The following is a 26,477-nucleotide window of genomic DNA, read 5'->3' on the forward strand; positions in this document are numbered from 1 at the left end:
TATCCTTAGTCGTTCAAGCTATCAGCCGTGGCAAGTTCATGGCCGAGGTTTAATTTTTTTGTCATTCGAAAGCTCGCTGGCAGCTTAAACATCGCCAAGCGCTGTACTGTCGATTCAACCAATACTTCAAAGCCATAGCGCTGATAAAAACGCACCGCCGCCGTATTGGCGCTATCAACATCAACATGCAGGCTAAAATAACCGGCTTGGCGCGCAGCGAGACAAACCTGCGCCAACATCCGTTCGCCTAAATGCTGGCGACGATAATCAGGATGAACTGCGATGGTGCGCAAATACCAAGCATTTTTAGGCACGTGCGGGAATAAAAAATCCAGCTGCGATTGGCGATCCTGCAAAATCTGCAAATCGAGAGCTAAAGCGCCGATTTCAAATGCATCACTGACTTGCAATTGCGCGCCAAAGCCGGCGGAATAATGAAACACCAAAGCGATCAGTTCATCGTCGCTATTGCGCAACACTTGCGCATTGCGATAGCTGTAACTGCCGGTTTCGGCCTGCCAAAGCTGCGCTAAATTAAGCACCACCAATTCAGGCGGCAAAGCAAACCAATAATCATAAAATGGCGCGTCTGATTGATAAATCAGTGCCGCAGCCCGCTTGGCATCACTGGGTAAAGCAAGAGTTAAGTTTTCCACCATTCACCTGCGCGACGAGAAGGTTTGCTTTGCAATAACTCGATCAGCTCGATGGGATCATTGGCGCACAGCAATTGAGCCGCATCGCTGCCGCTCACAAAGCCCTCTTCCACCGCCTGCGCCACCATCGCTTGCAATGGCGCAAAATAATTCGCGGTGTTGAGTAGACCAACAGGTTTTTCGTGCAGACCGATTTGCCCCCAAGTTAAAATCTCAAATAACTCATCAAACGTACCAAATCCGCCCGGCATGGCAATAAAGCCATCAGCCAACTCCGCCATCCGCGCCTTGCGGGTATGCATCGAATCGACAACTTCTAATTGGCTACACGCGCCATACCCCAGTTCTCGTTCAACCATAAACTGCGGAATCACGCCAATCACCTGACCACCGGCATCTAAACACGCCTCAGCGACAGCGCCCATTAAGCCAACATGACCGCCGCCATACACTAAGGTTAAGCCACGTTCGGCCAAGCCGCGACCCAGATGTTGCGCTTGGTGACGATAGACTTCTTTCGTGCCAAAGCGTGCACCACAAAATACCACGACTGATTTCATTGCTTTGCCTGTACTTTTTAAATTAACGACGCGATCACGCTAGCACTATTAAATGACAGCTTGAGGATACGAGCCCAAGACTTTCACAAATGCCGCTACGTCTTGCAAATCTTTTAACGCCGCTTGCAATGGCACATCATCGATAAAGCCATCCACATCGGCAAAAAACACATATTCCCACAGCCCAGTGCGACTTGGTCGTGATTCAAACTTACTCATCGATACACCATTTCTGGCTAGTGGCTCCACCAAGGTATGCAAAGCACCAGGGCGATTCGGCGCTGAAATCACCAACGATGTTTTGTCTTTACCCGAGCGCGCGGCTTGCTGATAACCCAGCACCAAGAATCGGGTGGTGTTATTTGGCTCGTCTTCAATATTGACCGCGAGTTTATTCAGGGAAAATTTCTCTGCCGCTGAATCACCGGCAATTGCGGCGCTGCTTGGGTCAAGACTGGCTAAACGGGCACCTTCGGCATTGCTGGCCACCGAAATACGCTCAACCTCATCGCCCAGATGTTTATTAAGCCACTCATGGCATTGCGCCAAGCTTTGTGCGTGCGAATACACCCGCTTAATCCCCAGCATATCAGGCGTTTGCCGCAAGAAATGATGATGAATCCGTAGCACCACTTCACCGCAAATTTGCAGTGGCGTAGTCACCATTAAATCCAGCGTACGGCCGACGGCACCTTCGGTGGAGTTTTCCACTGGCGCCACCACATAATCCGCGCCGCGCGCTTCAACCACGCGAAATGCTTCATCAATTGAAGCGCATGCCAAGGTGGATGCCGCATGGCCAAAATGCTTAATCGCCGCCGCTTGAGTAAATGTACCCTCTGGCCCCAAAAAGGCGATGGTCAATGGACGCTCAAGTGCCAAACACGCCGACATAATTTCACGGAATAAGCGCGCACAGGTTTCACCCGACAACGGCCCCGGATTGGTTTCTTTAATGCGCGTCAGCACTTGTGCTTCGCGCTCAGGGCGATACACCACGCCGCTGCCTTTAATTTCGCCTATCGTGCGGGCGTGCTGGGCACGTTGATTAATCAAAGCAAGAATTTGCTGATCAATCGCATCAATTGCATCACGGTGTTGTTTTAACAAATGATCTGACATGTCTAAAGCTCAGTAAGAGTGATTTAAAGCCTTCAGCGCACCGCGCTTTAGCTGGCGTTTTATTCAGGTTTAAAGCGTGCGGCGTCGATAATCGACCATAAATGAATAATCCAACCGAGCAAAATAAACCAAAGTATCGCCGCTGCTACAAACATCAGCGCGGCTTTTAGTAGTCGACCTTGTAAAAGTTGACCTAAGCCGGGAATAAAAAAACTAGCGAGTGCGGCAAGTACATTACCGCCAGAACCTGGACCTGCCATCACAATTAACCCTTCATCTTTGCAAATTCATTCATATAATCGGCCAACGCTTGGCAACCGGCCAATGGCATGGCGTTATAAATCGAAGCACGCATACCGCCCACCGAGCGATGCCCTTTCAGCTGCAATAAATGCCGCGCTTCGGCCCCTGCGAGGAAGGCTTGATCAAGTTGTTGGTCGGCCAAAGTAAACGGAATATTCATTCGCGAGCGATCAGCCAATGCCGTTGGGCAATGGTAGAAGCCATTGGAGGCATCAATCGCAGCGTAAATCACATTGGCTTTTTCGATGTTTTTTGCTTCCATCGCCGCCACACCACCCTGCTGCAACACGTGCTTGTAGACCAAGCCCGCCACGTAAATCCCAAACGACGGTGGCGTGTTGTACATCGAGCCGTTATCGGCATACGATTTATAATTAAGCATCGTCGGTGTATCGCTGCGCGCCTTACCCAGTAAGTCGCTCCGAACAATACTCACTGCCACACCCGATGGACCCATGTTTTTTTGCGCGCCAGCATAAATCATACCGAACTGGCTCACATCCACCGGCCGCGACAAAATATTGCTCGACATATCACAAATCAGCGGGACGCCATTGGCTTGCGGAATGTGGTTGAACTCCACGCCACCGATGGTTTCATTGCTGCAGTAATGCAAAAATGCGGCGTCTGGCGTGCGTTGCCAAGTCGATTCATCTGGCACATAGCTAAAGTTTTTATCTTCACTGCTGGCGACAATATTCACGTTGGCGTAGCGGCTCACTTCTTTAATCGCCACTTTCGACCAATGCCCAGTATTTACAAAATCGACCGTACTGCCGACAGGGGCAAAATTGAGCGGCAACATGGCAAATTGCAAATGCGCCCCGCCTTGCAAAAACAACACTTTGTAGTTGTCAGGAATCGCCATCAGCGTTCGCAAATCAGCCTCAGCTTCGGCCAAAATTTGCCCAAATTCAGGCCCGCGATGGCTCATTTCCATCACGCTCATGCCCGAGCCATGCCAATCGAGCATTTCGGCTTGGACTTGCAGTAGCACTTCATGCGGTAAAACCGCAGGACCTGAGGAAAAATTAAACACTTGAGTCATGGGCATTCTCTTAAAACATGAATAACGAAATGATTAAGGCCAGCCAAAGCGATGCAAAACCAAGTCACTTCATTTACGTACCATCGCGGTTTTGTATTCTGCTGCCAGCCCAAATAAGCACACCAAGATATTTTGCGCTGATTTTTGAAAAGACTCGTGGTGAGTGTTAGCCGATTAGCTCAACAAGAAATGCGCACGCGCCGTAGCGACGGGTTTGGACTCATCTTCTTGCCATGCCGTCATTAATACATTGGCAACCCGTTTACCTTGGCGAACAATCTCGCAACGCGCGTGTAAATCCAACGCTTTGGCCGAGCGCAAATAATCAATCGAAAAGTCAATAACACGGGGAATGCCATCGCTTTCTTGCGCCCACATTAAATGGAGTACCGCGGCGTTTTCTAAAAAACCACCAATGACACCACCATGAATGGCAGGCAATAGCACATTGCCAATATTGTGTTCAACAAAGGGAAGATAAAATTCAGGCTGTCCATTTTTTTCAATGGCTTGAATCCCTAGCAATTTGGCATAGGGTATTTGGTCCAAGGCTTTATTTAGACTAGCGAAGCAAGCAATACCCTCAGCCATTATGCAGACTCCTTGGTGATTGCCATACGCGCAAAAGTAGATACAGAATGCGCAATCGGCTTATCAGGATCGGCCTGATACGCCGTTGCGCGCATGAATGCAATCGACTCAGTCAGGCGATAGCATTCTGCAGTGCAATACAGTGGTAAATCAGGCTTAGCTGGCCGCAGGTAATCGATACGTAAATCGAGCGTTGCTGCGGCCTCGGGTTGATCGAGCAAGGTATACAGCGAGATGCCACTGGCGGTATCAATCAAAGAAGTGACCACACCACCATGCAAAACTCGCGTTTCGGGGTTGCCGATCAGCGTGTCTTTAAATGGCAATTTCAGCGTTACTTTACCGCGTCCTGCGGTAACCAATTCCAAGCCTAATGTTTTGCAATGCGGTAACGCCATAAACCATGGCGCAACTTGGTCAAAAAACTCAGGTACTGCAACAGGTAACCACAGTCCGTTCATCGCTGGCCTTTATTCGCTAGGGGTTGCTGGATCAATATCGACTACATCGGTTGGTGCCACTGCGGCATCTGCTGCGATGCCTTCAATTGCGTCAGCACCTTCTTCAATCAACTCAGATTCTTCACCTTCTGGCTCATCCACTTCGGCGACTTTTTCTAAGCCAGATAAATGCTCACCTTCATCCAAATTAATCAAACGAACGCCTTGTGCCGAGCGGCCCGTTTCACGAATTTGATTGACCTTCGTTCGAATCAACACGCCACCGGTGGTAATCAACATCACGTCGTCAGATTCTTCAACCAGACTTGCGGCAACCAGTTTCAAACCGGTTTTGTCGGTCAAGTCCATCGCAATCACGCCTTGCGTACCTCGGCTGGTATGGCGGAAGTCGCCCACCGGAGTGCGTTTACCGTAACCACCATCACTGGCCGTCAACACCATTTGCTCGTCTGAATTGGCAACCAACAGTGAAATAACTTTTTGTCCTTCAGCCAATCGCATCCCGCGCACACCGGCGGCAGTTCGACCCATGGCACGAACATCACCTTCGGCAAAGCGGACTGATTTACCGGCATCAGAGAACAACATCACTTGATCTTCACCGTGCGTAAGCGCAACACCAACCAAGTAGTTACCTTCATCCAGGTTGATGGCAATAATGCCATTACGTTTCGGACGAGAGAAGTCAGCCAAAGAGGTTTTCTTCACCGTACCATCAGCCGTTGCCATAAAGATATATTGATCTTCTGCGAATTCTTTTACCGGCAAGATGGCGTTGATTTTTTCGCCTTCTTCCAGCGGCAACAAGTTCACAATCGGCTTGCCACGACTAGTACGACCGCCTTGTGGTAATTCATAGACCTTGAGCCAATACACTCGACCGCGTGAGCTAAAGCACAAGATATAATCATGCGTATTGGCAACAAATAGACTGTCAATAAAATCATCGTCTTTCGTTGCTGCCGCTTGCTTGCCACGACCACCGCGTTTTTGTGAGCGATATTCATCGACCGCAGTGGCTTTCATATAGCCGCCATGCGTCAACGTCACCACCATGTCTTGCGGGGTAATTAAGTCTTCAAGACAGATATCTTCGCCATGCGCGATAATTTCAGAGCGACGGGCATCGCCATAATTGGTTTTGACTTCCAGCATTTCATTGCGAATGATTTCAGTCACCCGTTCTGAGCGCGCCAAGATGTCGAGTAAATCAAGGATTTTTTCAACCACTTCTTTGTATTCAGAAATGATTTTGTCTTGCTCAAGCCCAGTTAAACGCTGTAAACGCAGCTCCAAAATCGCTTGCGCTTGCACATCAGAAAGGCGGTAACCGTCATCAGACAAACCAAAGCAATCGAGTAGGCCTTCTGGGCGTGATGCATTGGCATCAGCACGTGCCAGCATTTCACCGACTAAGCCCGATTTCCAAACGCGGCTCATCAAGCCGGTTTTGGCTTCCGCTGGCGTCGGCGCGGCTTTAATCATCGCGATGATTTCGTCAACATTTGACAAAGCCACTGCTAAACCTTCAAGCACATGACCGCGATCACGCGCTTTACGCAGTTCAAACACGGTACGGCGAGTCACTACTTCTCGGCGATGCTTTAAGAAGCACTCCAAAACTTGCTTTAAGTTCAACAAGCGCGGTTGACCATCAACCAGCGCCACCATATTGATACCAAAGCTATCTTGCAGTTGAGTATGCTTGTAGAGGTTATTGAGCACCACATCGGCCATTTCACCGCGTTTGAGCTCAATCGCGACTCGCATACCCGATTTGTCTGACTCGTCACGCAGGTCAGAAATCCCTTCGATGGTTTTTTCGCGAACCAATTCGGCGATACGCTCGAGTAAACGGGCTTTATTCACTTGGTACGGCAGCTCATCGACGATAATGGCTTGTCGATCACCATTTTTACCACACTCTTCAAAATGGGTCCGAGCGCGCATCACGACGCGGCCACGACCAGTGCGATAGCCTTCACGAACGCCATGAATGCCGTAAATAATACCGGCGGTTGGGAAGTCTGGCGCTGGAATGTAATCAATTAACTCATCAATTGTAAGCTCACTATTGTCGAGTAAGGCCAGACTGGCATCGATCACTTCATTGATATTGTGCGGCGGAATATTGGTCGCCATCCCCACCGCAATCCCTGACGAGCCATTCACTAATAAATTAGGAATGCGCGTAGGAAGAACCGTTGGTTCAAGTTCTTTTTCATCATAATTTGGCGTGAAATCGACAGTTTCTTTATCGATATCGGCCAAAAGTTCACTCGATATTTTTTGCAAACGACACTCGGTATAACGATAGGCCGCCGCGCGGTCTCCATCAATCGAACCGAAGTTACCCTGACCATCAATCAAGGTGTATCGCAAGGAGAAGCCTTGCGCCATCCGCACCAATGCTTCATAGGCAGCAGAATCGCCGTGTGGGTGATATTTACCCAACACATCACCAATCACGCGAGCACATTTAACGTAAGGGCGATTCCACACATTACTGCTTTCGTGCATCGCAAATAAAATACGACGGTGAACGGGTTTTAAACCATCGCGTACATCAGGCAGCGCTCGTCCTACGATAACGCTCATGGCGTAATCGAGATAGGAATGACGCATTTCCTCTTCGAGGCTGACGGGGATCGTTTCTTTGGCAAAGCTGAATTGTTCGTGCATTGATAAGGCCGGTTAGTGAAAAACGTAGGGACTATCAAAGCCAACACTAAATCTGAATTCAGTGTGGCGAAATTTTAACTGTCTTTTGGAAACTTCGTTACAAATAAACACTGACTAGTCACGTTTAACTATTCTATAGTTAGGATCAAGTTTACCACGTGGATGCCTGTGATCCAATTTTTGCGTAAATGATGCAGTATTGCACTGTGCAATATTACAAAATCCTTAAGATTGCGGCGCCGCAAGCTTTTTATTTGCGTCAAAATTACCTAAGACAGTAGAATAGGTACTGGTACAGTATTATGGTTTACTATAGCCAATAGTAAGTTATATTCATTTTTGATTTTATAAACGGGGAATCCACATGCTGACAATCAAGCAAACTCTGACATCATTCGCTATCGTTGCTGCATTTGCTGCCGCTGGCGCTCAAGCTGCTACTGAAATCTACGTAACTAACAGCACCAACGTTTCTGAAGCAAATCCAGAAGGCGCCGTAAAGATTTCTGATGGTACTTGTGTACAAACTGGCTCTTGGACTGCTGAAGCAGCTAAGAGTGTTAAAGGTTGCCAAGGTTACGTAGCTCCAGTTGCACCTAAAGCTGTTGTTGCTCCAGTTGTTCCAGCTCCAGTTAAAACAACTAAAACATTCGAATTGAAAGCTGATTACTTGTTTGATTTCAACAAATCTACGTTGAAACCAGCTGGTAAAGATGCATTGGATGCGCTGTTTACTGAAGTTCAAGCAATGGATCCTAAAGATGGCACTGCGACTGTAGTTGGTTACACTGACCGCATCGGCTCAGACAAATACAACATGGTTCTATCTGAAAAACGTGCCAACACTGTACGTGACTACCTGTTGAGCAAAGGCGCTCCTGCAGACAAAGTAACTGCAATCGGTAAAGGTAAAGCTGACCCAGTAACTGGCGACACTTGCCAACAAAAAAATCGCGCTAAATTGATCGAGTGCTTGGCACCAGATCGTCGCGTAGTTGTTGAAATTACCGGCACTCAAGTTGTTGTTAAGTAATTAGCATTCAGTAATACTAAGCCCCGCCTCGGCGGGGCTTTTTTATTTTTCAAACGGATAAGCGACTCGATAATGAACAAACTACTTCAGCTCGTTTTTGTAGGAACAATCACTCTACTTCTTACATCAAAGCCTGCTTTTGCTGATAACGTATCTAAAATACAACAATACCTCAGCGGTACAATGTCACTAAACGCTCGCTTTACTCAAGAAGTAATCTCTAAAAACAATAAAACCCAAACTTCAAATGGGCAACTTAGCTTACTTCGTCCAGGTAAGTTTCGCTGGACCTATGAAAAGCCCTACCCACAAGAAATCATCAGCGATGGTAAACAAGTTTGGCTCTACGATGCCGACTTGGCACAAGTCACCATAAAACCAGTAAGTAAAGCCCTTGAGGCAAGCCCTGCAGCAATTTTGGCAGGCGACAACAAACTTGAAACCAATTTCAATATCAAAAACTTACCTAGCCGTGCGGGGCTAGATTGGATTGAATTAATCCCGAAGCAAAATGACAGTAGTTTTGCTCGAATTCGGATTGGCTTTAGCGACAGCAATCTCAATCTTTTAGAATTAGATGATCATTTTGGTCAAACGACTAAAATACAGCTCAAGCAAATCATTCGAAACCAAGCCATCGACAGCAAACAGTTTAATTTCATCCCACCCAACGGGAGCGATATCATTCGTGAGTGATCTTTTTACCCGCAAACCGATACAACCCCTTGCTGAAGTATTGCGACCCAAGTCAATTGACGCAATTGTTGGGCAACAACATTTACTTGCACCAGGCAAACCCCTTGCGCTTGCGCTCGCAGGAGGAAAAGCGCACTCAATGATTTTTTGGGGCCCCCCTGGAGTCGGAAAAACCACCTTAGCTCGTTTACTGGCTGATGCCTTCGATTGCGAACTCATTGCACTATCGGCTGTTTTTTCAGGTGTAAAAGACATCCGCTTGGCAATGGACGAAGCAGAACGAAACCAGAAAATCAATCGTCAAACTATATTGTTTGTTGACGAAGTTCACCGCTTTAATAAATCGCAGCAAGATGCATTCTTGCCCTTTGTTGAGTCAGGACTGATTACTTTTATTGGTGCAACAACTGAAAACCCCTCATTTGAAGTCAATGCAGCATTACTTTCTCGCGCCCAAGTCTACGTTTTAAATCCGCTCAATACGCATGAACTCACGCAACTCATAGAAAGAGCCCAATCACACGTTACGCCTGCACTCACGATCAGCGCAGATGCATTTCCCGTTCTAGTTGACCTTGCTGATGGCGATGGACGACGCTTACTTAATTTATTTGAACAAGCCAGCCAAGCAGCACACACCAGCAACAGAACGGATATAAGCGCAGCATTTTTAAGTGACGTGCTTAGCATCGGCAGCCGGCGTTTCGACAAAAATGGCGATCATTTTTATGATCAGATTTCAGCCTTACATAAATCGGTAAGGGGTTCAAACCCTGACGGCGCACTCTATTGGCTATGTCGAATGCTCGATGGCGGTGCGGATGCGCGATATTTAGCGCGCCGGATTGTTCGCATGGCTTGGGAAGACATCGGACTTGCCGACCCTCGTGCGATGCAAATTGCCAACGATGCTGCCACAACATATGAAAGATTAGGCTCGCCTGAGGGTGAATTAGCCCTGGCTCAGGCGGTCATCTATTTGGCTGTTGCGCCAAAATCCAACGCGGGTTATCTCGCCTTCAAAGCAGCAAAATCACTCGTCAAACAAGATAAGTCTCGCGAAGTGCCTTTGCATTTACGAAACGCACCGACCCCATTAATGGCAAAACTTGGACATGGCCACGAATATCGCTACGCACATGACGAGGATGAAGCCTATGCAGCAGGCGAAACCTATCTACCTGATGGCCTTGAAAAAACACAGTTTTATCAGCCTAGCCCGCGGGGCCTAGAACAAAAAATAAGTACCAAGATGGCACACCTTGCTGAGCTTGATGCAATCTGGTTAGAAAAAAATGGGGCAGTAAAAAAACCATCCAATACATAGACTTACCCATTCACTCTTTTCAAACTTGCTTAATGCCTATTCATGACTATATTTCTCAGCACATAACATTTTAGAAATAGACAAGAAACAATAAAGTAGCGCATTAAATTTTGAACACAAAAACAAGCGCAAGTTTTAAAAATCAAGTCCTAGGTCTTGTTAATTGTTGCCTAGTAACTACTGTTTTACTGCTGTAAATTACCTAAAGTGTAAGTATTGCACTGTTAATTGTTTTGCCGTTTTATATCCTTTGTACTGGCTCAATAGTCAATTTTGCGTCAGTACTTTTCTAAAAATGAAAGTGAAAGGTAAATATTATGAGCACAGCTGAACGCAATGGTGAACGCGCACTAGTAGCGCCATTAGCAACACCGACCGACCTTGGCGCAGATGCCACACGCGACATCACTGCGGCCATGAACTTAATCTTGGCCGATGTTTTTGCCCTTTATTTAAAAACTAAAAATTTTCATTGGCATGTGAGTGGACCACACTTTCGTGATTGTCATCTGATGCTCGACGAGCAAGGTGACGAACTCTATGCAATGACGGATCCAATTGCTGAGCGCGTACGAAAAGTTGGTGGACGCACACTCACCTCGATTGGGCATATTGCACGTACTCAGCGCGTCCTAGATAACGATGCTGAATATGTACAGCCACTGGATATGCTGGCCGAACTCTGTGACGACAGCAAAAATCTGGTCGCTCGCATGCGAGAAGCACATAGCGTTTGTGATGAATACAACGACACTGCAACCGCGAGTATGCTTGAAGAATGGATTGACCAAGCGGAACGGCGTACTTGGTTTCTATTTGAATCAAGCCGCCGAGGCTAATCCCCTCCTCGTTGAATCGTCATGCAATAAAAAAAGCGGTATCGGCAATAAGCTGATGCCGTTTTTTTATTGCATAACAAACAATTCATTCCGGCATCGCACACACCGCCAAGCACTGTAAATATAGCAAAATCACGCAATAGGCTTCGAGCCAAGCATGCCTTGGTGTAAAATCAGCTAACCCTATTTCAGTGATGAACAAAATGCTCGACATCCAACTTTTACGTACCGACCTCGCCGCAGTAACCGCTCGTTTAGCTGAACGAAAGTTCGTGCTTGATGCGAGCACATTCCAAAAACTAGAAGATGAGCGAAAAGTCTTGCAAACTCAAATGCAAGATTTGCAAGCCAAACGCAATGCCTCATCTAAGCAAATTGGTGCAGCCAAAGCCAAAGGTGAAGACGTCAGTATCATCATGGCAGAAGTCGCCAGCCTGGGTGACGAGCTAAAAGCCGCGGAGTCAGCATTCGCCCAACTCGCCGAACAACTTAATACTTTACTGCAATTGATCCCAAACTTGCCCGATGAATCAGTTCCCGCCGGTAAAGACGAAACCGATAACGTTGAAGTTAGCCGCTGGGGAACGCCGCGCGCATTTAATTTCGAAATTAAAGACCATGTTGATTTAGGCGCCCCATTGGGCCTCGATTTTGAAACCGGCGCTAAATTATCTGGTAGTCGCTTTAGTTTACTACGTGGCTCAGTCGCTAAGCTGCATCGCGCGCTCGCGCAATTCATGCTAAATACCCACAGCAATGAGCATGGCTATGAAGAGATGTACACCCCATACATCGTTAACGATTCAGCGCTTTTTGGCACTGGTCAGCTCCCAAAATTTGCCGAAGACATGTTCAAAGTCACTCGCGGTGGTGATGAGGATGGCAATGTCGACCAATACCTCATTTCAACCTCTGAAATCACCTTAACCAATACGGTCGCTGGCGATATGCTCAAATCAGAGCAACTGCCAATTAAACTGACCGCCCACTCGCCTTGCTTTCGCTCAGAAGCCGGCTCTTACGGTCGTGACGTACGCGGCTTGATTCGCCAGCACCAATTTGACAAAGTAGAAATGGTACAAATTGTTCACCCGGATCATTCTGATGACGCCCTTGAAGAACTCGTAGGTCATGCAGAAAAAATCCTGCAACTACTCGAACTGCCATACAGAAAAGTATTGCTTTGCACTGGCGATATGGGCTTTAGCAGCCAGAAAACATACGATCTAGAAGTTTGGCTACCCGCACAAAACACCTTTAGAGAAATCTCAAGCTGCTCCAACATGGGCGCATTTCAAGCGCGCCGGATGCAAACACGCTTTAAAAATGAGCAAGGCAAAAACGAACTAGTCCATACCTTAAATGGTTCTGGTCTAGCAGTCGGCCGCACTTTAGTCGCCGTACTTGAGAACTACCAAAATGCAGATGGATCAATTACCGTACCTACGGTGCTTCGCCCCTACCTCGGCGGCCGCGAACTACTGAGCGCCTAAGCTTATTCACGTATTACACAAAAGCGCACGTTTACGTGCGCTTTTTTTGCACCTTACTCCAAGCTCCGTTACTCTGTAGGCTCAACCATACCTATCTGGCACTGTTCATGAGCTCGACCAGCATATGGCTTACACTAGCTGTAGTACTCTGTACTCTAGAAATATTCTCAAGTACCTTTTATATGATCGCCATCGCCATTGGTTTTCTTGCTGGTGCCGCGGCGGCCGCCTTCCAATTGCCTCTGCCATTGCAAATAGGCATGAGCGCACTCTTTGCATTGGTGAGCGCCTTTTTTATTCGCCACTGGAAACTAACTCACTTACAAAATGAAGTTAGCGACATCCACGAGGAAATTGGCCAACGCGTCAGCATTGAAACTTGGCAAGATGAAAATCATGCCCGTGTTCGCTACCGAGGCAGCCAATGGGATGCCGTTCTCGCTCAAGATTGCCAACGCGGCGATGATGCGCATTGGTACATCACAGCACAACACGGTGCAACACTCGAAATATCCAATAAGAAGCCACTTTAATCAGCCAAGGGAAACGTCATGCCATTTCAATTCACGTTAATTTTGCTCATTGCCGTTATTATTTTTATCGCCAAAACATTCAAAATCGTGCCACAACAAACTGCACTCATCATCGAGCGATTAGGCCGATTTCATGCAGTACTTGCCCCGGGTTTAAATTTTGTCATCCCGTTTGTAGATCGTGTCGCCTACAAACATTCCCTCAAAGAAATCCCGCTAGATATTCCCAGCCAAGTTTGTATTACTCGTGACAATACACAACTCCAAGTAGATGGCATTTTATACTTTCAAGTCGTTGACCCAAAAATGGCCTCCTACGGCACGTCAGACTTTGTAATGGCAATTAGCCAGCTGGCGCAAACGACTCTGCGCTCGGTGATCGGCAAGCTTGAAATGGATAAAACCTTTGAAGAACGGGACGATATTAATCGCACCGTTGTCGCAGCTTTGGACGAAGCAGCCACCAGCTGGGGAGTTAAAGTACTACGTTACGAAATCAAAGACCTGACTCCGCCACAGGCTATTTTGCATTCGATGCAACAGCAGATTACTGCAGAGCGTGAAAAACGCGCCCGCATCGCCCAATCAGAAGGTGTTAAGCAAGAACAAATTAACTTAGCAACAGGGCAAAGAGAAGCTGCAATTCAAAAATCACAAGGTGATATGCAAGCCAATATCAATCAATCAGAAGGCGAGCGCCAAGCACAAATCAATCGCGCCTCAGGTGAAGCAGAAGCGCTACGTTTGGTTGCGCATGCAACAGCAGAAGCCGTTTCGGTCGTAGCCAAAGCCATCGAGTCCCCCGGCGGCCTAGAAGCCATTAACTTAAAAGTGGCCGAACAGTACGTATCTGCATTTGGCAATATCGCCAAAACCAGCAATACGATGCTTCTGCCTAGCAACGCTGCTGATGTCGCAGGTATGGTTGCTACTGCGATGAGTGTCGTGAAAGCTGCAAACAAAGAAAAAACAAACTAAAGTAAATGCACCAACGCAGGAGCTTACTCATGGCTGATGAAAAATTTCGTTTAGTAACCCGCAGTGACTTTGATGGTCTGGTTTGTGCTGTACTACTCAATGAACTTGAGATGATTGACGATATTTTGTTTGTTCATCCTAAAGACATGCAAGATGGCAAAGTCCCGATCACCAATCGGGACATCACGACCAATTTGCCCTATGTTGCTGCGGCTCATTTAGCTTTTGACCATCATTTTTCAGAAACACTGCGCAATGATGCCCAGCTTAACAATCATATTATTGATGCCAAAGCACCATCAGCTGCGCGAGTCGTGTTTGATTACTACGGTGGTAAAACTCGATTTGCTGACATCAGCGACGAAATGATGCAAGCGGTGGATAAAGCCGATTCAGCTGAATTTAGCCGTGATGAAATTTTAAACCCCAAAAATTGGGTGCTGCTTAATTATTTGATGGATGCGCGCACAGGCTTAGGGCGATTTCGAAGCTTTCGGATATCCAATTACCAATTAATGATGGATTTGATCAAGTACTGCCGTCACCATGGCATTTCAGACATTCTTACATTGCCAGATGTTGTCGAACGCGTTGAGCTGTATATGGAGCACGCCCCGCTCGCCAAAGAGCAAATTCAACGCTGTAGCCGAATTTATGACAATTTAGTCGTGCTTGATTTGCGTGACGAAGAAACCATCTACGCCACCAATCGTTTTATGATCTATGCGCTTTATCCACAATGCAATGTTTCAATTCATGTGATGTGGGGTCTACAAAAACAAAACACCGTTTTTGCCACTGGCAAGTCCATTATCAACCGCTCCTCACAAACCAATATTGGCGAGCTGATGCTTGAACACGGTGGCGGCGGCCATGAAAATGCCGGCACCTGCCAAATTGAAAACAATAAAGTCGATGAAGCATTGCGTGAATTAGCATTAAAAATCACCGCCGACGGCTAAACGAAACCCGACTTTTAAGCCAAATAATGCCGCCTTGCGGCATTATTTATTTTGGGTATCTCGCGCCCTGTGTCGCCAATACACCATAGCGACCAATACAGGGCTGGTAATCCACTTCATGATACGGAATCAATGCTTGATCAAGCTGTTGGTATAAATCACCCAGCGCCACCACTTGATAACCTTGCTCAATCCAGCCCTTTAGCAAACGAATAAAATCATCCGCCGCCTGAATGCCATCAAAATCTGCCGCTGCGTTATATACATGCCCCCAAGGACTTTCATTTTGCGTTTGTGCCAAAATCAACTCAACCCGTTCATGGCTTGGTAACTCTTCGAGCATTGGCAAAGTAACCGGAAGCTGTAAGCAGCGCGATGTTTCAGCATTTACAACCGGCCAAAATGGATGACTTCCACGGGTATCGCTAGCAAAGCGCCAGCCCATCATCTGTTCAAGGCGATACACCGCCTTATTTGCCTGCCAGCCCTTCGCCGAAAAAGCGACAGGCTCTCCCTTCATGCCTTGAGTAAACTGTGCATAGGCCTGCTTTAAATGCTCAGCAGTCATCACCGCAGGGAGTGATCTAATATCGTTTTGCCAAGCATCATTGCGTAGTGGTCGTAAAGCATGCTCAAACGAATCTAAGTCTTGCCGTGCCAACGCTGCAGCTTTCATGAGTGATGGGGCTGGCCATAAAGCGCCCCGACATAGCGCCTTAACACCAAAGCGGTGCTTCAACGCCAGCAAACTTGAGCCTGAAACCCGTCTTAAGCGACTGCCTGGGAGTAAAAAACGACCGTTTTTTTCTATCCCTAAAGACCAAAAAAAAGTCGCACCACACGCATGCTCAGTTAAAATTTGCTGCAATCGAGGCAAGCCTCGTTCCATGGCCGATAAATTATCGACATCAATCTTTAAAGCAATCAGTTTCATTTGAGATTCGAGAAAAACAAGGGCAACAAAGCGTAAGTAGCACGCTTGACAGGCCGCTAGTGTACTACGAGACGGGGTAAAACTGCTGCAATTGAATCACCAATCAAGCCAAATGCAGCAGTAAGGTTAAGTAAAATAAAGCTTATTGGTATACCTGAACAATCTCCAAACCCAATTCATATAACTGCAACGCGGCAACGCGATGACTACGTTTAACGCGAACTCGAGCAGAAAATGGCTCATTGCGTAAATCGAAAGCCTGTACCGGCATAATGAAAATATCAAATTCTTCATCTAGGCGCGGCACATACATTGTTTGTATTGTCATTCCAGTCACACTCAAATCAATACAGTCGCCATAAAAAGGCAAACCCAAACCCAAAGGACGAATTTTAACTTTGCAGCACACTTGCATCCGCAAAGCAACGCGCTGATCTTGTTCACGCAGGCCAATTTTCATATTTACGCTCTTATCGTCAAACGGCAACTAAAGTCACTATTGCAGCTTAAAGCCCACTCCATTAAATGCAAAGCACCGAATATCAGACCAAGACAAAAAGTCGACACCCCTCCCCCAAGCCAAGCAAACCGCCAATAAATCAAGACAAACACCGAGCATCATTACAATTCAAACAAACAGCCATCAATGCCAATATCATTTTTTTGGTTTAAAACCATTTTTTTGATACTTTTTTAAATTTTTTTAACCCGATTTAATCAACTGATTCATAAACACTTTCTAACAAAACAAGCATAAAATCGCACTTAGCCAACGATTTTTAATTACAAAAGTGGTTGACGACCGAATCTGAAAATGATTTAATTCGGCCTCTCTCGAACGAGGGGTCGTTAGCTCAGTTGGTAGAGCGCCTGCCTTACAAGCAGGATGTCGGCGGTTCGACCCCGTCACGACCCACCACTTTTTAATAAGTGCGTTGGAAAGAATGCTTAATGTTGACACTTTAAGCAGGTAGCAAAAGTTTGTTGGAGTGGTAGTTCAGTTGGTTAGAATACCGGCCTGTCACGCCGGGGGTCGCGGGTTCGAGTCCCGTCCACTCCGCCAACAAAAATGTAATAAGTAGCACATAGGGTCGTTAGCTCAGTTGGTAGAGCGCCTGCCTTACAAGCAGGATGTCGGCGGTTCGACCCCGTCACGACCCACCAGTTTTAGTAAAGTTATACCACTGCGGAGTGGTAGTTCAGTTGGTTAGAATACCGGCCTGTCACGCCGGGGGTCGCGGGTTCGAGTCCCGTCCACTCCGCCACTAGTTTCAAAATGGGTCGTTAGCTCAGTTGGTAGAGCGCCTGCCTTACAAGCAGGATGTCGGCGGTTCGACCCCGTCACGACCCACCAGTTTTATTAAAAGTTATACCACTGCGGAGTGGTAGTTCAGTTGGTTAGAATACCGGCCTGTCACGCCGGGGGTCGCGGGTTCGAGTCCCGTCCACTCCGCCACTAGTTTCAAAATGGGTCGTTAGCTCAGTTGGTAGAGCGCCTGCCTTACAAGCAGGATGTCGGCGGTTCGACCCCGTCACGACCCACCAATTTCAATTAAGTTGTTTTCAACAGTGAGTCATATTCCTGTTAAACAGTTTAATTCGCATTACTGCATTAATTTGAATTATTGATAATGCAGAGCAGTTTATATTTACCACTGCGGAGTGGTAGTTCAGTTGGTTAGAATACCGGCCTGTCACGCCGGGGGTCGCGGGTTCGAGTCCCGTCCACTCCGCCAAATCCCATCGCAGCATCCTGTTGTTTCTCCTAGTATTTACTTAAAATTTCATATTCAAGACATAGCAATCACGTTAAGATTGCAGCCATTCTATCCATTCAAATGGCATGCACTCATTGCTTATGACCCCAAATCCGTCTACGTCAAAACTCAAAGCACGCAGTCAAATTGGGCCAGTTCGTTTGCTCATTTATATCGCCATAAGCATGAGTCTGTTTATTTTGATCATGACTTTTGCGGCACAAAGCCAGACCACCTCAAATCAAGTGTTGATTGGCATTAACCTAGTGTTAATTTTGGCAACACTCATCACTGCTCTTATTATTTCCAAGCCTAAAGCAGAAAAAACCCCACTCATTAGTCAAAACAGCACGATAGTTCCTCCTGCTCAAGCCACTGATACACTCGCTGCTTTACCCGATTTAATTTGGACCATCGACTATGCCAGTCGCCGTGTCACCGCGCAAAACCAAGCTCTCAATGACAATCATCCTGACGGCGTAGCGCAAAGCAAGCTCGCTATCTTGTTTCCTGCGCGTGTTTCACGCCAATTTTTAGAAAGTCTGATTAAAATTCAAAATACCCAGACCGCACAACGTTTTGAATATCAGTTAGACAACACCGAAATCACTTTTGAAGCGCGCTTAGCTCCGCTCACTTCGCGCAGCTGCGTAGTGATTATTCGCGACATTTCTAGCACCAAAGCCATTGAAGCAGCGCTGTTTCAACAACAACGCTTTACCCAGCAAATTTTAGATGCCAACCCGAGTCTAATTTTTGTTCGAGACAAACACCGCCGCTTTTTATTGGTCAACCAAGCAACCCAATCATTACTGGGGCATGAGCTACTAGTCCAATCCCATATGGGCCTAGATGAAGATACCTCAATCCTAACCGCTGGCGATGATGACGTATTGCAGTATGGCAATACCGTGCGGCTCGAAGACCATTGCACACTGCACAATGGCCGAACACACTGGTTTGACCTCACCAAAATCCCGCTAGAGCGTGAAGGGCAAATTTATATTTTGACCATTGCCATCGACATCACGCACCTCAAAGAATCCGAACAAGCCCAAGTCGGCACCAGCCATCTGGTTCGTGCCATGGCCGATGTGTTGCCACAGCCTTTCTTATTGGTTGAAAACGAAATCATTCAATTTGCCAATGTGGCCGCCTGCACACGGCTTGGCCTGAGCGCCGACAAAATCATTGGTGAATGCATTAGCCAGCTGGCGATGGGTGAAAATAAATACGCCAATCTCACGCATCTTAAAACCCCACAAGGCGAAGCCATCCATTGCGAGCTGTATAAAGTGGATCGGGGCAATCAAAATACCCACTTAATTACGCTGCATTAAGCCTTCTACCTAGGGTCTGTTGACGTTTGGTTTCCCGCCGCGCTGGAGTGCTTTTCGCGGCGAATCAAGGCGTAGTAAGCGATGCATAGTCATTCTATGTGAGCTTGCTACAACACAGAATCGCCGCGAAAAGCGCCCAGCCCGCAGGGTTTGGCGGCTTTTGGCCTGATGCTGCGTTACCAAGCGCTAACGTAGAATGGCTACGCTGCGCGCTTCGTGCCTTGCCTCAGGCCAAAATCCGCGCAAACGCGGCAGGCAAACTAAACGTCAACAGACCCTAGAATCAGCGAGCAACATGCTAAAATTGCAGCTTTAGTGCCTTTTAAGCCTCGCTGCAATGAATCTGGATTTTCGCGCCCTACGCGCACACATCGCTGACTGTCTATCCAATGACTACCCCACGCTTTCTCGCCAACTCCAGCAATGCAGTGATCGGCAGAAAAAGCAGCAAGATTTCGCGCCGCAACTTGCAGAGCTGCAAGCCGGAATCGAGAGATCACTCGCCAAAGCCCAGCTGCGCCGAGAACGCCTGCCCAAGCCTGAATACGACGACAGCCTGCCCGTTAATCAGCGGCGAGACGAGATTAAAGCGGCGATTGCCAAGCATCAAGTCGTGATTATTTGCGGCGAAACCGGCTCGGGTAAAACCACGCAATTGCCGAAAATCTGCCTTGAGCTGGGCCGTGGTGTCCGTGGGCTGATTGGGCACACTCAACCACGTCGCTTGGCGGCACGCTCGGTGGCCAGCCGTATCGCACAAGAGCTCAATAGCGAAACCGGCAGCATCGTCGGCTATAAAGTCCGATTTACCGATAAAAGCTCACCGTCGTCGTACATCAAATTGATGACCGACGGGATTTTGCTCGCCGAAACGCTATCTGATCGCTACCTCAATCAATACGACACCATCATCATCGACGAGGCGCACGAGCGCAGCTTAAATATTGATTTTTTGCTCGGCTACCTCAAGCAATTACTCCCGCGCCGCCCCGACCTCAAAGTCATCGTTACCTCAGCGACCATTGATTCGGATCGCTTTAGCCAGCATTTTAACAATGCACCGGTACTCGAAGTCTCTGGCCGCACCTTCCCGGTTGAAGTGCGCTACAAAGCACTCGCCAGCAAAGACGAAGACGACCAAGAAATCGAAATGGAAGAAGCCATCGCCCAAGCGGTGGATGAGTTGTGGCGCAAAGACGGTAGCGGCGATGTGCTGGTATTTTTGCCCGGCGAGCGCGAAATCCGCGAAACCGCCGAAGAACTACGCAAAGCCAAATTGCGTGACGCTGAAATTTTGCCACTGTTTGCCCGATTATCCAATGAAGACCAGCAGCGGATCTTTCGCCCGAGCAGCACTGGCCGACGTATCGTGCTGGCAACCAATGTGGCCGAGACGTCCTTAACGGTACCCGGCATCCGATACGTCATCGACAGCGGCCAAGCGCGAATTAACCGCTACAGCCCGCGCGCCAAAGTCGAACAGTTACTAATCGAAAAAATCTCGCAAGCCTCAGCTCGCCAGCGCGCAGGTCGCTGCGGGCGCGTCGCTAGCGGCATTTGCGTGCGCTTGTATTCAGAGCAAGACTTTTTGCTGCGTTCAGAATTTACCGATCCAGAAATCACCCGCTCCAGTTTAGCCGGCGTTATTTTGCGCATGGCCGCACTTAAACTCGGCAATGTCGATCAGTTTCCATTCTTAGAAGCGCCGTCAAGCAAACTTATTTCTGATGGGTATCAACAGCTACGCGAATTAGGTGCTGTGACCGAGAGCGATACCCTCACTGATATCGGCCGACAATTATCCCGCCTGCCGGTAGACCCACGCGTTGGCCGCATGCTACTGGCTGGGCGTGATGAGGGCTGCCTGAAAGAAATGCTGATTATTACCTCAGGTCTATCGCTGCAAGATCCACGCGAGCGCCCGTATGATGCGCGCGCTGCAGCCGATCAAGCGCACGCCAAGTTTAATGAAGAAAAATCCGACTTTTTATCCTATTTGCGTTTGTGGGATTTCTTTGAAAAACTGCTGGCCGACAAAACCACCAACCGCCAGCTAGTCCAAGATTGTCACCGGTCGTTCTTGTCCTACTTGCGCTTACGCGAATGGCGCGAGCTACACAAACAATTGTCCGATATGGTGATTAGCGACGAGGTCAGCGATTCGCGCAGCCGCCATGCACCGTTCCGCCTGAACGAAAAGCCCGCGACATTTGAGCAAATTCATAAAGCCTTGATTACCGGCTTGCTCGGCAATTTAGGCTTTAAACAACCGGAAAACGACGAATACCTTGGCGCTCGCGGCCTTAAATTTAATGTGTTTCCCGGCTCTAGCCTAAAAAAAGCTCGGCCTAAATGGATTGTCGCCGCTGAACTGGTTGAAACCAGCAAGCTGTACGCACGCTGCGTTGCGGTGATTGAACCGGAATGGGTGGAAAAACTCGCGCCGCATCTCATCAAAAAACAATATTTTGACCCGCACTGGAGCAAAGACAGCGCGCAAGTGAATGCATCGCTAAGGATTACGCTGTATGGCTTACCGATTGTCGCCCGCCGGCAAGTACACTACGGCAGTATCAATCCCACTGAGGCGCGCGAGATGTTTATTCGCGAAGCCTTAGTGCGCTTTAATTACAACTCCAAAGCCAAGTTTTTTGAGCATAACTTTGCCATGCTGCTCGACGTTGAAGAGCTCGAGCACAAAGCGCGTCGCCAAGACGTCTTGGTCGATGAAAATGCCTTATTTGCTTTTTTTGATTCGCGCATTCCGCAAGACATTGTTAATGGCGCCGGCTTTGAAGCTTGGCGTAAAGGTGCAGAAAAACTCAATCCGCAACTGCTGTATCTGCAAAAAGACGATTTAATGCAGCACAGCGCGGCAGCGGTGACTGAGGAGCAATACCCTGAGTTTTTCCGCCTGCATGATGTCAAACTACCACTGGGGTATCGCTTTGAACCCGGCCATATCCTTGATGGTGTGACCATTACCCTACCCTTGCATTTACTTAACCGCGTCAATCACGCTACGTTTGATTGGCTGGTACCAGGGCTGATTCGCGAAAAAATCACCTTATTGATTAAGTCGCTCCCCAAATCGATCCGCCGCCTGTGCGTACCGGTGCCGGAATTTGCTACCAAAATGCTCACGGCACTGGAAACAGCCAGCCGTGAAGAACCGTTATTACCGCAACTGGCGCAATGCATTACTCGTGGCGTAGGCCAACCCGTTAGCGCTGACGAGCTCAACCCCAATGATTTGCCACTGCATTTGCGGATGAACTTCCGGGTGATCGATGATGCTGGGCAAGAACTCGCCCAAGGCCGTGACTTAATCGCGATTCGCGCCCAATTGGGCGAAGCCGCCCAACTCACCTTCCGCGATACGGCCGATGAAACCACCGGCATTGAAAAATCAGGCATTACCAAATGGGATTTTGGTGACCTACCGAATAAACTGAGCTTTCAGCGCCACGGCAAAGCCATGACCGGCTATCCCGGACTCGTGCCCGATGAAGAAGTCGCCGCTGATGGTAGCCGCAAAGACTGCGTCGCCATCCGCTTATTTGATACCGAACATGCCGCCAATGAAGCACATCGCGCTGGCGTGATTCGACTATTGCAATTTGAGCTGAAAGATCACCTCAAACAACTACCAAAAAGCCTACCCAATTTTAATCAACTGGCGATTCATTTTCGCAGCCTAGGCAATAGCGATGAGCTGATGGCCGACGTGATTGCCTGCATTTGCAACCGCGCTTTTCTCGGTGACGATGAAGCGCCACGCACAATGAAAGCGTTTAACGAGCAAAAAAGCCGCGCTCGCGTGCGCCTACCCTCGGTGCGAGATGGCGTGTTGCGGATTTTAAATGAGATTGCCCCTGACTTTGTCGCCCTCAGCGGCTTGTTAGCCAAAGGTGGCAATATTCAAAATGAACTTAAAACCCAATTGGCCACGCTGATTTATCCGAGATTTTTAAGCGCAACGCCGTGGGAGCAAATGCCGCGTTTACCGCTGTATATCAAAGCGATGAAAATACGCTTAGAAAAACGCGCGCAAAACCCATCGCGAGATGGTCAACGTGGTGCCGAGGTCAATGAGCTAATGGCAAGGTATATCGCTGAAATCGGCAAGTGGCAAAAAGAAGGTCGTGATACCGCCAAATTACTGCCGTTTAGATGGATGATTGAAGAATTGCGCATTGGCCTGTTTGCGCAAGAATTAAAAACGCCGTATCCGGTATCGCTCAAGCGCTTAAACAAAGTCTGGGATGAGCTCACCAAACGCTAAATGGATACGAATTTGATTTAGAGCGGGTGTAAAAAAATCAGGGTATTGCCAGCTTGGCTTTTATTTAAAGCACATTGCTGGCAATACCCTGTTTATTTGTTGAGTTATTGAATTTTTGACTGTGCCGTTTAACCCGCAGATGTCGCACTAGAATACAAAAATCAATGCAAACAATTCACTAGCGCTGATTTTTCTCGCATTCTGGCGCCACAGATTGATTGGGGAATACATTTTTTTTCCAAGGTAATAGCCAAGCGGCAATTGGGAAAAAAGTTGCGGCAAAAAGCACTAACATAAACCAGGTTTCGTCAGACATGATCGCCTCCTAAGTGGGATTCACGTCTTTATATTAATCGAGCAGCGGGTCATTTTTTATAAAAAAGTCAGCAACCCGTCTAAAAATGACATAAAGAAGACATTTTAAACGCAGCAAATTCGACAACATAGTAAGCTGGTGTTGGTTAATCGCCGAGATTGCCCCTAAGCTCAAGCACGGCACCTGATGTTGGCGTAAATATTACCCTTACCCTCCAAATAGTCGAACCGGACAAAGCCAACCGCAGGCTTTTATGGCAGCATTGCCCCCCTTCTGATTGAGGATAACGTTTTGATTGCTCTTGAATTATTAGTCGTCTTATCGGCGATCTTACTCGGTGCGCGAATATCCGGAATTGGCCTTGGCGTCATGGGCGGCCTAGGTTTGGCGATTTTGGTATTTGGTTTTGGTTTACAACCCACCTCCGCCCCTATCGATGTCATGCTGATGATTATCGCGGTCATCACTACGGCGGGCTGTTTACAAGCGGCCGGTGGTATGGACTTTCTGGTGCGCATTGCCGAGAAAATCCTGCGCCGTAATCCGAAGCGAATTACTTTTTTTGCACCTTTAGTCACCTACTGCTTCACTTTATTTGCCGGTACTGGCCATGTGGCGTATGCCGTTTTGCCGGTGATTGCCGAAGTCGCACATGAATCGGGCGTTCGCCCTGAGCGGCCGTTATCAATTGCGGTGATTGCATCGCAAGCGGCGATTACCGCCAGCCCGATCTCCGCCGCGACCGTGGCTCTGCTGGCCTTATTGTCGCCAGCAGGTATTCATTTAGGCGATATTTTGCAAATCGCGATTCCAGCGACCTTAATCGGCACCATGGCTGGCGCTTTAATGGCTAGCCGCCAAGGTTGCGAGTTGCATCTGGACCCGGTGTATCGCGAACGGCTAGAACGCGGCGATTTTGCACACGAAAAAGACCGCGAACAAAGCGCATTGCCTACGGGTGCTCGCCGTTCAGTGTGGCTGTTTTTTATTGCCGTCGTCAGCGTGGTTTTGCTGGGCTCATTCCCTGAATTGCGTCCATCGTGGGTGGTTGATGGAGAAACGATCAAACTCAATATGTCACAAGCCATTGAAATGGTCATGCTCTCTGCAGCGGCATTGATTTTGATCTGCAGTAAAGTAAACCCTGAAGAAGTCATTAAAGGCTCGGTATTTCGCGCAGGTTCCGCCGCAGTGATCGGGATTTTTGGTGTGGCTTGGATGGGAGACACCTTTATTCAAGGCAATTTGGCGTTCTTCTCTGGCTCAATCAAAGATATTGTTACTGCACAGCCTTGGCTATTTGCCGTGGCACTATTTGGAATGTCGATTTTATTGTATTCGCAAGCCGCCACGATTCGCGCCATGCTGCCACTGGGGATTGCGCTCGGCTTACCAACGCCAGCCTTGATTGCGATGTTCCCAAGTGTGAATGGTTATTTCTTTATCCCCAACTACCCAACCGTCATCGCTGCGATCAATTTTGACCGCACCGGAACGACGAAAATCGGTAAGTACCTCCTCAATCACAGCTTTATGCTGCCCGGCTTGGTGTGCTCAATTACCTCGGTCGGTAGCGGTTTTATTTTGATTAAGTTTTTGTTTTAAATCTTAATCCCTATGCCAGTTCGCTCGATAACACCATCGGGCGGCTGGTATCGCTACACCACTCACTCCAAGATCCAGCGTATAAGCGCCCGCCTTTAAATCCGGCCACTTCCATTGCCAATAAATTATGGCACGCAGTGACACCACTCCCACATTGCTGCACCCATTCTGTACTGGGTATCTCGCCCATTAAATCGCGCCATTCTTGATGTAATTGCTCACTCGATTTAAAGTAGCCCTGATCCAAATTCAGCATAAAAAAGCGATTTTTAGCCCCCGGAATATGTCCACCGACCGGATCGAGTGTTTCTCCGCGCCCAGCAAATCGCTCGGCACTACGCGCATCGATCACGGTAAATTGCGGGGTACTTAAATTAGCCAACACCGCATCGGCGGTCACCATATAGTCTGGCTGCAGTTGAACGAGGAACTCTGTTTGAACGGATACGGTTGCCGGGCCTGATGCCAGCGCACCTTCCGCTTGCAACCAAGCAGCCCAACCACCATCGAGGACTTGGCAACGTTCAAACCCGAGCCAACGCAGCAAAAACCATAGTCGCGCCGCAAACGGGCCGCCGCTGGCATCGTAGGCAACAACATGGCTTTGTGCATCAATCCCTAAGGCACCGAGTTTTTTAGCCAATAGCGCAGGGTCCGGCAGTGGGTGACGACCATTTTTGCCCGTCAATACGCCAGCAAGGTCTTCATCCAAATGCAAAAATTGTGCCCCTTTGATATGCGACGTCAAATAGGCATTACGCCCTGCTTGTGGATCACTTAAATCATGCCGGCAGTCAATAATCACCCGTTTCGGGTCATTGAACTGCTGTTGCAACTGCGAAACGCTGATTACTGCATGCATGGGTATTTCCTTGTCATATAGAGGATCAAAGGGTTACTTGATCATACCCCTAAGCCCGATTCAATACAGTCGCGTTGTCGGCAACTGTCGTCAT

The 26,477-nt window shown here is 48.1% G+C and carries 23 protein-coding genes and 8 tRNA genes; 19 read left to right on the top strand and 12 right to left on the bottom strand.

The annotated features are described in order from the left end of the window. Positions 1 to 5 precede the first annotated feature (5 nt). The 8 genes from HQN60_RS00760 to gyrA form a co-directional block, all read right to left on the bottom strand. Entirely contained in the window at positions 6 to 659 is a 654-nt protein-coding gene (locus tag HQN60_RS00760) for a GNAT family N-acetyltransferase (RefSeq protein WP_173531899.1), read from the bottom strand. After that, positions 644 to 1,216 (bottom strand): LOG family protein, encoded by a 573-nt coding sequence (locus HQN60_RS00765; protein WP_173531900.1) that lies wholly within the window; start codon positions 1,214 to 1,216, stop codon positions 644 to 646. The genes HQN60_RS00760 and HQN60_RS00765 overlap by 16 nt, the downstream gene beginning before the upstream one ends. Before the next feature lie 48 nt (positions 1,217 to 1,264). Next, positions 1,265 to 2,338, bottom strand: a complete 1,074-nt coding sequence (gene pheA / locus HQN60_RS00770) for a prephenate dehydratase (RefSeq protein ID WP_173531901.1) — start codon at positions 2,336 to 2,338, stop codon at positions 1,265 to 1,267. Between the two features lie 59 nt (positions 2,339 to 2,397). Beyond that, positions 2,398 to 2,598: a DUF6677 family protein gene (locus tag HQN60_RS00775; protein WP_173534544.1), complete on the bottom strand. Its 201-nt coding sequence runs from the start codon at positions 2,596 to 2,598 to the stop codon at positions 2,398 to 2,400. A 5-nt stretch (positions 2,599 to 2,603) separates the two neighbouring features. Beyond that, positions 2,604 to 3,689 (bottom strand): 3-phosphoserine/phosphohydroxythreonine transaminase, encoded by a 1,086-nt coding sequence (gene serC, locus HQN60_RS00780; protein ID WP_173531902.1) that lies wholly within the window; start codon positions 3,687 to 3,689, stop codon positions 2,604 to 2,606. Positions 3,690 to 3,863: 174 nt separating this feature from the next. Further along, positions 3,864 to 4,280, bottom strand: coding sequence for a PaaI family thioesterase (locus HQN60_RS00785; RefSeq protein ID WP_173531903.1), 417 nt, complete (start codon positions 4,278 to 4,280; stop codon positions 3,864 to 3,866). Then, complete coding sequence (locus HQN60_RS00790) at positions 4,280 to 4,741, bottom strand: PaaI family thioesterase (RefSeq protein WP_173531904.1); 462 nt, start codon at positions 4,739 to 4,741, stop codon at positions 4,280 to 4,282. Before HQN60_RS00790 ends, HQN60_RS00785 begins: the two co-directional genes overlap by 1 nt. Before the next feature lie 9 nt (positions 4,742 to 4,750). Beyond that, positions 4,751 to 7,423: a DNA gyrase subunit A gene (gene gyrA, locus HQN60_RS00795; protein ID WP_173531905.1), complete on the bottom strand. Its 2,673-nt coding sequence runs from the start codon at positions 7,421 to 7,423 to the stop codon at positions 4,751 to 4,753. A 364-nt stretch (positions 7,424 to 7,787) separates the two neighbouring features. Between gyrA and HQN60_RS16330 the strand changes: the two genes are divergently transcribed. The 8 genes from HQN60_RS16330 to HQN60_RS00835 all read left to right on the top strand — a co-directional run bounded on the left by HQN60_RS16330 (position 7,788) and on the right by HQN60_RS00835 (position 15,284). Then, positions 7,788 to 8,456, top strand: a complete 669-nt coding sequence (locus tag HQN60_RS16330) for an OmpA family protein (RefSeq protein ID WP_173531906.1) — start codon at positions 7,788 to 7,790, stop codon at positions 8,454 to 8,456. Between the two features lie 72 nt (positions 8,457 to 8,528). Beyond that, positions 8,529 to 9,152 carry an outer membrane lipoprotein periplasmic chaperone LolA gene (gene lolA / locus HQN60_RS00805; RefSeq protein WP_173531907.1) on the top strand — a complete coding sequence of 208 codons (624 nt, stop codon included), beginning with the start codon at positions 8,529 to 8,531 and terminating at the stop codon, positions 9,150 to 9,152. Further along, positions 9,145 to 10,479, top strand: coding sequence for a replication-associated recombination protein A (locus tag HQN60_RS00810; RefSeq protein ID WP_254456697.1), 1,335 nt, complete (start codon positions 9,145 to 9,147; stop codon positions 10,477 to 10,479). The genes lolA and HQN60_RS00810 overlap by 8 nt, the downstream gene beginning before the upstream one ends. Before the next feature lie 317 nt (positions 10,480 to 10,796). Continuing rightward, positions 10,797 to 11,318 (top strand): Dps family protein, encoded by a 522-nt coding sequence (locus HQN60_RS00815; protein ID WP_173531909.1) that lies wholly within the window; start codon positions 10,797 to 10,799, stop codon positions 11,316 to 11,318. Between the two features lie 203 nt (positions 11,319 to 11,521). Further along, a complete protein-coding gene (gene serS / locus HQN60_RS00820) occupies positions 11,522 to 12,811 on the top strand; it encodes a serine--tRNA ligase (protein WP_173531910.1) in 1,290 nt (429 codons plus the stop codon). A gap of 107 nt (positions 12,812 to 12,918) precedes the next feature. Then, complete coding sequence (locus HQN60_RS00825) at positions 12,919 to 13,344, top strand: NfeD family protein (RefSeq protein WP_173531911.1); 426 nt, start codon at positions 12,919 to 12,921, stop codon at positions 13,342 to 13,344. Positions 13,345 to 13,362: 18 nt separating this feature from the next. Then, on the top strand, positions 13,363 to 14,322 hold the full coding sequence (locus HQN60_RS00830; RefSeq protein ID WP_173531912.1) for an SPFH domain-containing protein: 960 nt from the start codon (positions 13,363 to 13,365) through the stop codon (positions 14,320 to 14,322). 29 nt (positions 14,323 to 14,351) lie between these two features. Next, the gene (locus HQN60_RS00835) at positions 14,352 to 15,284 is read left to right on the top strand and encodes an exopolyphosphatase (protein WP_173531913.1); all 933 of its coding nucleotides are present in this window, start codon (positions 14,352 to 14,354) and stop codon (positions 15,282 to 15,284) included. Between the two features lie 46 nt (positions 15,285 to 15,330). Here HQN60_RS00835 and HQN60_RS00840 read toward each other — a convergent pair whose 3' ends face one another. After that, complete coding sequence (locus HQN60_RS00840; protein WP_173531914.1) at positions 15,331 to 16,218, bottom strand: polysaccharide deacetylase family protein; 888 nt, start codon at positions 16,216 to 16,218, stop codon at positions 15,331 to 15,333. A 142-nt stretch (positions 16,219 to 16,360) separates the two neighbouring features. Continuing rightward, positions 16,361 to 16,678 (bottom strand): PilZ domain-containing protein, encoded by a 318-nt coding sequence (locus tag HQN60_RS00845; protein ID WP_173531915.1) that lies wholly within the window; start codon positions 16,676 to 16,678, stop codon positions 16,361 to 16,363. A 383-nt stretch (positions 16,679 to 17,061) separates the two neighbouring features. Here HQN60_RS00845 and HQN60_RS00850 point away from each other — a divergent pair. The 10 genes from HQN60_RS00850 to hrpA all read left to right on the top strand — a co-directional run bounded on the left by HQN60_RS00850 (position 17,062) and on the right by hrpA (position 23,600). Beyond that, positions 17,062 to 17,137, top strand: a tRNA-Val gene (locus tag HQN60_RS00850). 67 nt (positions 17,138 to 17,204) lie between these two features. Then, positions 17,205 to 17,281: transfer RNA gene (locus HQN60_RS00855), tRNA-Asp, on the top strand. Between the two features lie 25 nt (positions 17,282 to 17,306). Continuing rightward, a tRNA-Val gene (locus HQN60_RS00860) sits at positions 17,307 to 17,382 on the top strand. A gap of 24 nt (positions 17,383 to 17,406) precedes the next feature. Further along, positions 17,407 to 17,483 (top strand) — tRNA-Asp (locus HQN60_RS00865). Positions 17,484 to 17,496: 13 nt separating this feature from the next. Then, positions 17,497 to 17,572 (top strand) — tRNA-Val (locus tag HQN60_RS00870). A 25-nt stretch (positions 17,573 to 17,597) separates the two neighbouring features. Then, a tRNA-Asp gene (locus HQN60_RS00875) sits at positions 17,598 to 17,674 on the top strand. Positions 17,675 to 17,687: 13 nt separating this feature from the next. Next, positions 17,688 to 17,763 (top strand) — tRNA-Val (locus HQN60_RS00880). A gap of 114 nt (positions 17,764 to 17,877) precedes the next feature. Beyond that, positions 17,878 to 17,954 (top strand) — tRNA-Asp (locus HQN60_RS00885). 122 nt (positions 17,955 to 18,076) lie between these two features. Next, positions 18,077 to 19,315 carry a PAS domain-containing protein gene (locus HQN60_RS00890; protein WP_173531916.1) on the top strand — a complete coding sequence of 413 codons (1,239 nt, stop codon included), beginning with the start codon at positions 18,077 to 18,079 and terminating at the stop codon, positions 19,313 to 19,315. A gap of 337 nt (positions 19,316 to 19,652) precedes the next feature. Then, the gene (gene hrpA / locus HQN60_RS00895; protein WP_173531917.1) at positions 19,653 to 23,600 is read left to right on the top strand and encodes an ATP-dependent RNA helicase HrpA; all 3,948 of its coding nucleotides are present in this window, start codon (positions 19,653 to 19,655) and stop codon (positions 23,598 to 23,600) included. A 178-nt stretch (positions 23,601 to 23,778) separates the two neighbouring features. Here the strand turns inward: hrpA and HQN60_RS00900 are convergent, their stop codons facing one another. Next, a complete protein-coding gene (locus HQN60_RS00900; protein ID WP_173531918.1) occupies positions 23,779 to 23,916 on the bottom strand; it encodes a hypothetical protein in 138 nt (45 codons plus the stop codon). A gap of 291 nt (positions 23,917 to 24,207) precedes the next feature. Here HQN60_RS00900 and HQN60_RS00905 point away from each other — a divergent pair, with 291 nt between their 5' ends. Next, complete coding sequence (locus HQN60_RS00905; RefSeq protein WP_173531919.1) at positions 24,208 to 25,521, top strand: anaerobic C4-dicarboxylate transporter family protein; 1,314 nt, start codon at positions 24,208 to 24,210, stop codon at positions 25,519 to 25,521. A 10-nt stretch (positions 25,522 to 25,531) separates the two neighbouring features. On the opposite strand, the gene HQN60_RS00910 is transcribed toward HQN60_RS00905, so the two are convergent. Continuing rightward, positions 25,532 to 26,383, bottom strand: coding sequence for a sulfurtransferase (locus tag HQN60_RS00910; RefSeq protein WP_173531920.1), 852 nt, complete (start codon positions 26,381 to 26,383; stop codon positions 25,532 to 25,534). Positions 26,384 to 26,477: the final 94 nt, after the last annotated feature.

This window comes from Deefgea piscis (assembly GCF_013284055.1).
In the GTDB taxonomy this organism is placed as follows: domain Bacteria; phylum Pseudomonadota; class Gammaproteobacteria; order Burkholderiales; family Chitinibacteraceae; genus Deefgea; species Deefgea piscis.

What these genes read in the sequence shown, in the direction of transcription:
- HQN60_RS00760 (WP_173531899.1), bottom strand. Translation starts at nt 659, where the DNA reads ATGGTGGAAAACTTAACTCTTGCTTTACCCAGTGATGCCAAGCGGGCT.
- HQN60_RS00765 (WP_173531900.1), bottom strand. Translation starts at nt 1,216, where the DNA reads ATGAAATCAGTCGTGGTATTTTGTGGTGCACGCTTTGGCACGAAAGAA.
- pheA (WP_173531901.1), bottom strand. Translation starts at nt 2,338, where the DNA reads ATGTCAGATCATTTGTTAAAACAACACCGTGATGCAATTGATGCGATT.
- HQN60_RS00775 (WP_173534544.1), bottom strand. Translation starts at nt 2,598, where the DNA reads ATGGCAGGTCCAGGTTCTGGCGGTAATGTACTTGCCGCACTCGCTAGT.
- serC (WP_173531902.1), bottom strand. Translation starts at nt 3,689, where the DNA reads ATGACTCAAGTGTTTAATTTTTCCTCAGGTCCTGCGGTTTTACCGCAT.
- HQN60_RS00785 (WP_173531903.1), bottom strand. Translation starts at nt 4,280, where the DNA reads ATGGCTGAGGGTATTGCTTGCTTCGCTAGTCTAAATAAAGCCTTGGAC.
- HQN60_RS00790 (WP_173531904.1), bottom strand. Translation starts at nt 4,741, where the DNA reads ATGAACGGACTGTGGTTACCTGTTGCAGTACCTGAGTTTTTTGACCAA.
- gyrA (WP_173531905.1), bottom strand. Translation starts at nt 7,423, where the DNA reads ATGCACGAACAATTCAGCTTTGCCAAAGAAACGATCCCCGTCAGCCTC.
- HQN60_RS16330 (WP_173531906.1), top strand. Translation starts at nt 7,788, where the DNA reads ATGCTGACAATCAAGCAAACTCTGACATCATTCGCTATCGTTGCTGCA.
- lolA (WP_173531907.1), top strand. Translation starts at nt 8,529, where the DNA reads ATGAACAAACTACTTCAGCTCGTTTTTGTAGGAACAATCACTCTACTT.
- HQN60_RS00815 (WP_173531909.1), top strand. Translation starts at nt 10,797, where the DNA reads ATGAGCACAGCTGAACGCAATGGTGAACGCGCACTAGTAGCGCCATTA.
- serS (WP_173531910.1), top strand. Translation starts at nt 11,522, where the DNA reads ATGCTCGACATCCAACTTTTACGTACCGACCTCGCCGCAGTAACCGCT.
- HQN60_RS00825 (WP_173531911.1), top strand. Translation starts at nt 12,919, where the DNA reads ATGAGCTCGACCAGCATATGGCTTACACTAGCTGTAGTACTCTGTACT.
- HQN60_RS00830 (WP_173531912.1), top strand. Translation starts at nt 13,363, where the DNA reads ATGCCATTTCAATTCACGTTAATTTTGCTCATTGCCGTTATTATTTTT.
- HQN60_RS00835 (WP_173531913.1), top strand. Translation starts at nt 14,352, where the DNA reads ATGGCTGATGAAAAATTTCGTTTAGTAACCCGCAGTGACTTTGATGGT.
- HQN60_RS00840 (WP_173531914.1), bottom strand. Translation starts at nt 16,218, where the DNA reads ATGAAACTGATTGCTTTAAAGATTGATGTCGATAATTTATCGGCCATG.
- HQN60_RS00845 (WP_173531915.1), bottom strand. Translation starts at nt 16,678, where the DNA reads ATGAAAATTGGCCTGCGTGAACAAGATCAGCGCGTTGCTTTGCGGATG.
- HQN60_RS00890 (WP_173531916.1), top strand. Translation starts at nt 18,077, where the DNA reads ATGACCCCAAATCCGTCTACGTCAAAACTCAAAGCACGCAGTCAAATT.
- hrpA (WP_173531917.1), top strand. Translation starts at nt 19,653, where the DNA reads ATGAATCTGGATTTTCGCGCCCTACGCGCACACATCGCTGACTGTCTA.
- HQN60_RS00900 (WP_173531918.1), bottom strand. Translation starts at nt 23,916, where the DNA reads ATGTCTGACGAAACCTGGTTTATGTTAGTGCTTTTTGCCGCAACTTTT.
- HQN60_RS00910 (WP_173531920.1), bottom strand. Translation starts at nt 26,383, where the DNA reads ATGCATGCAGTAATCAGCGTTTCGCAGTTGCAACAGCAGTTCAATGAC.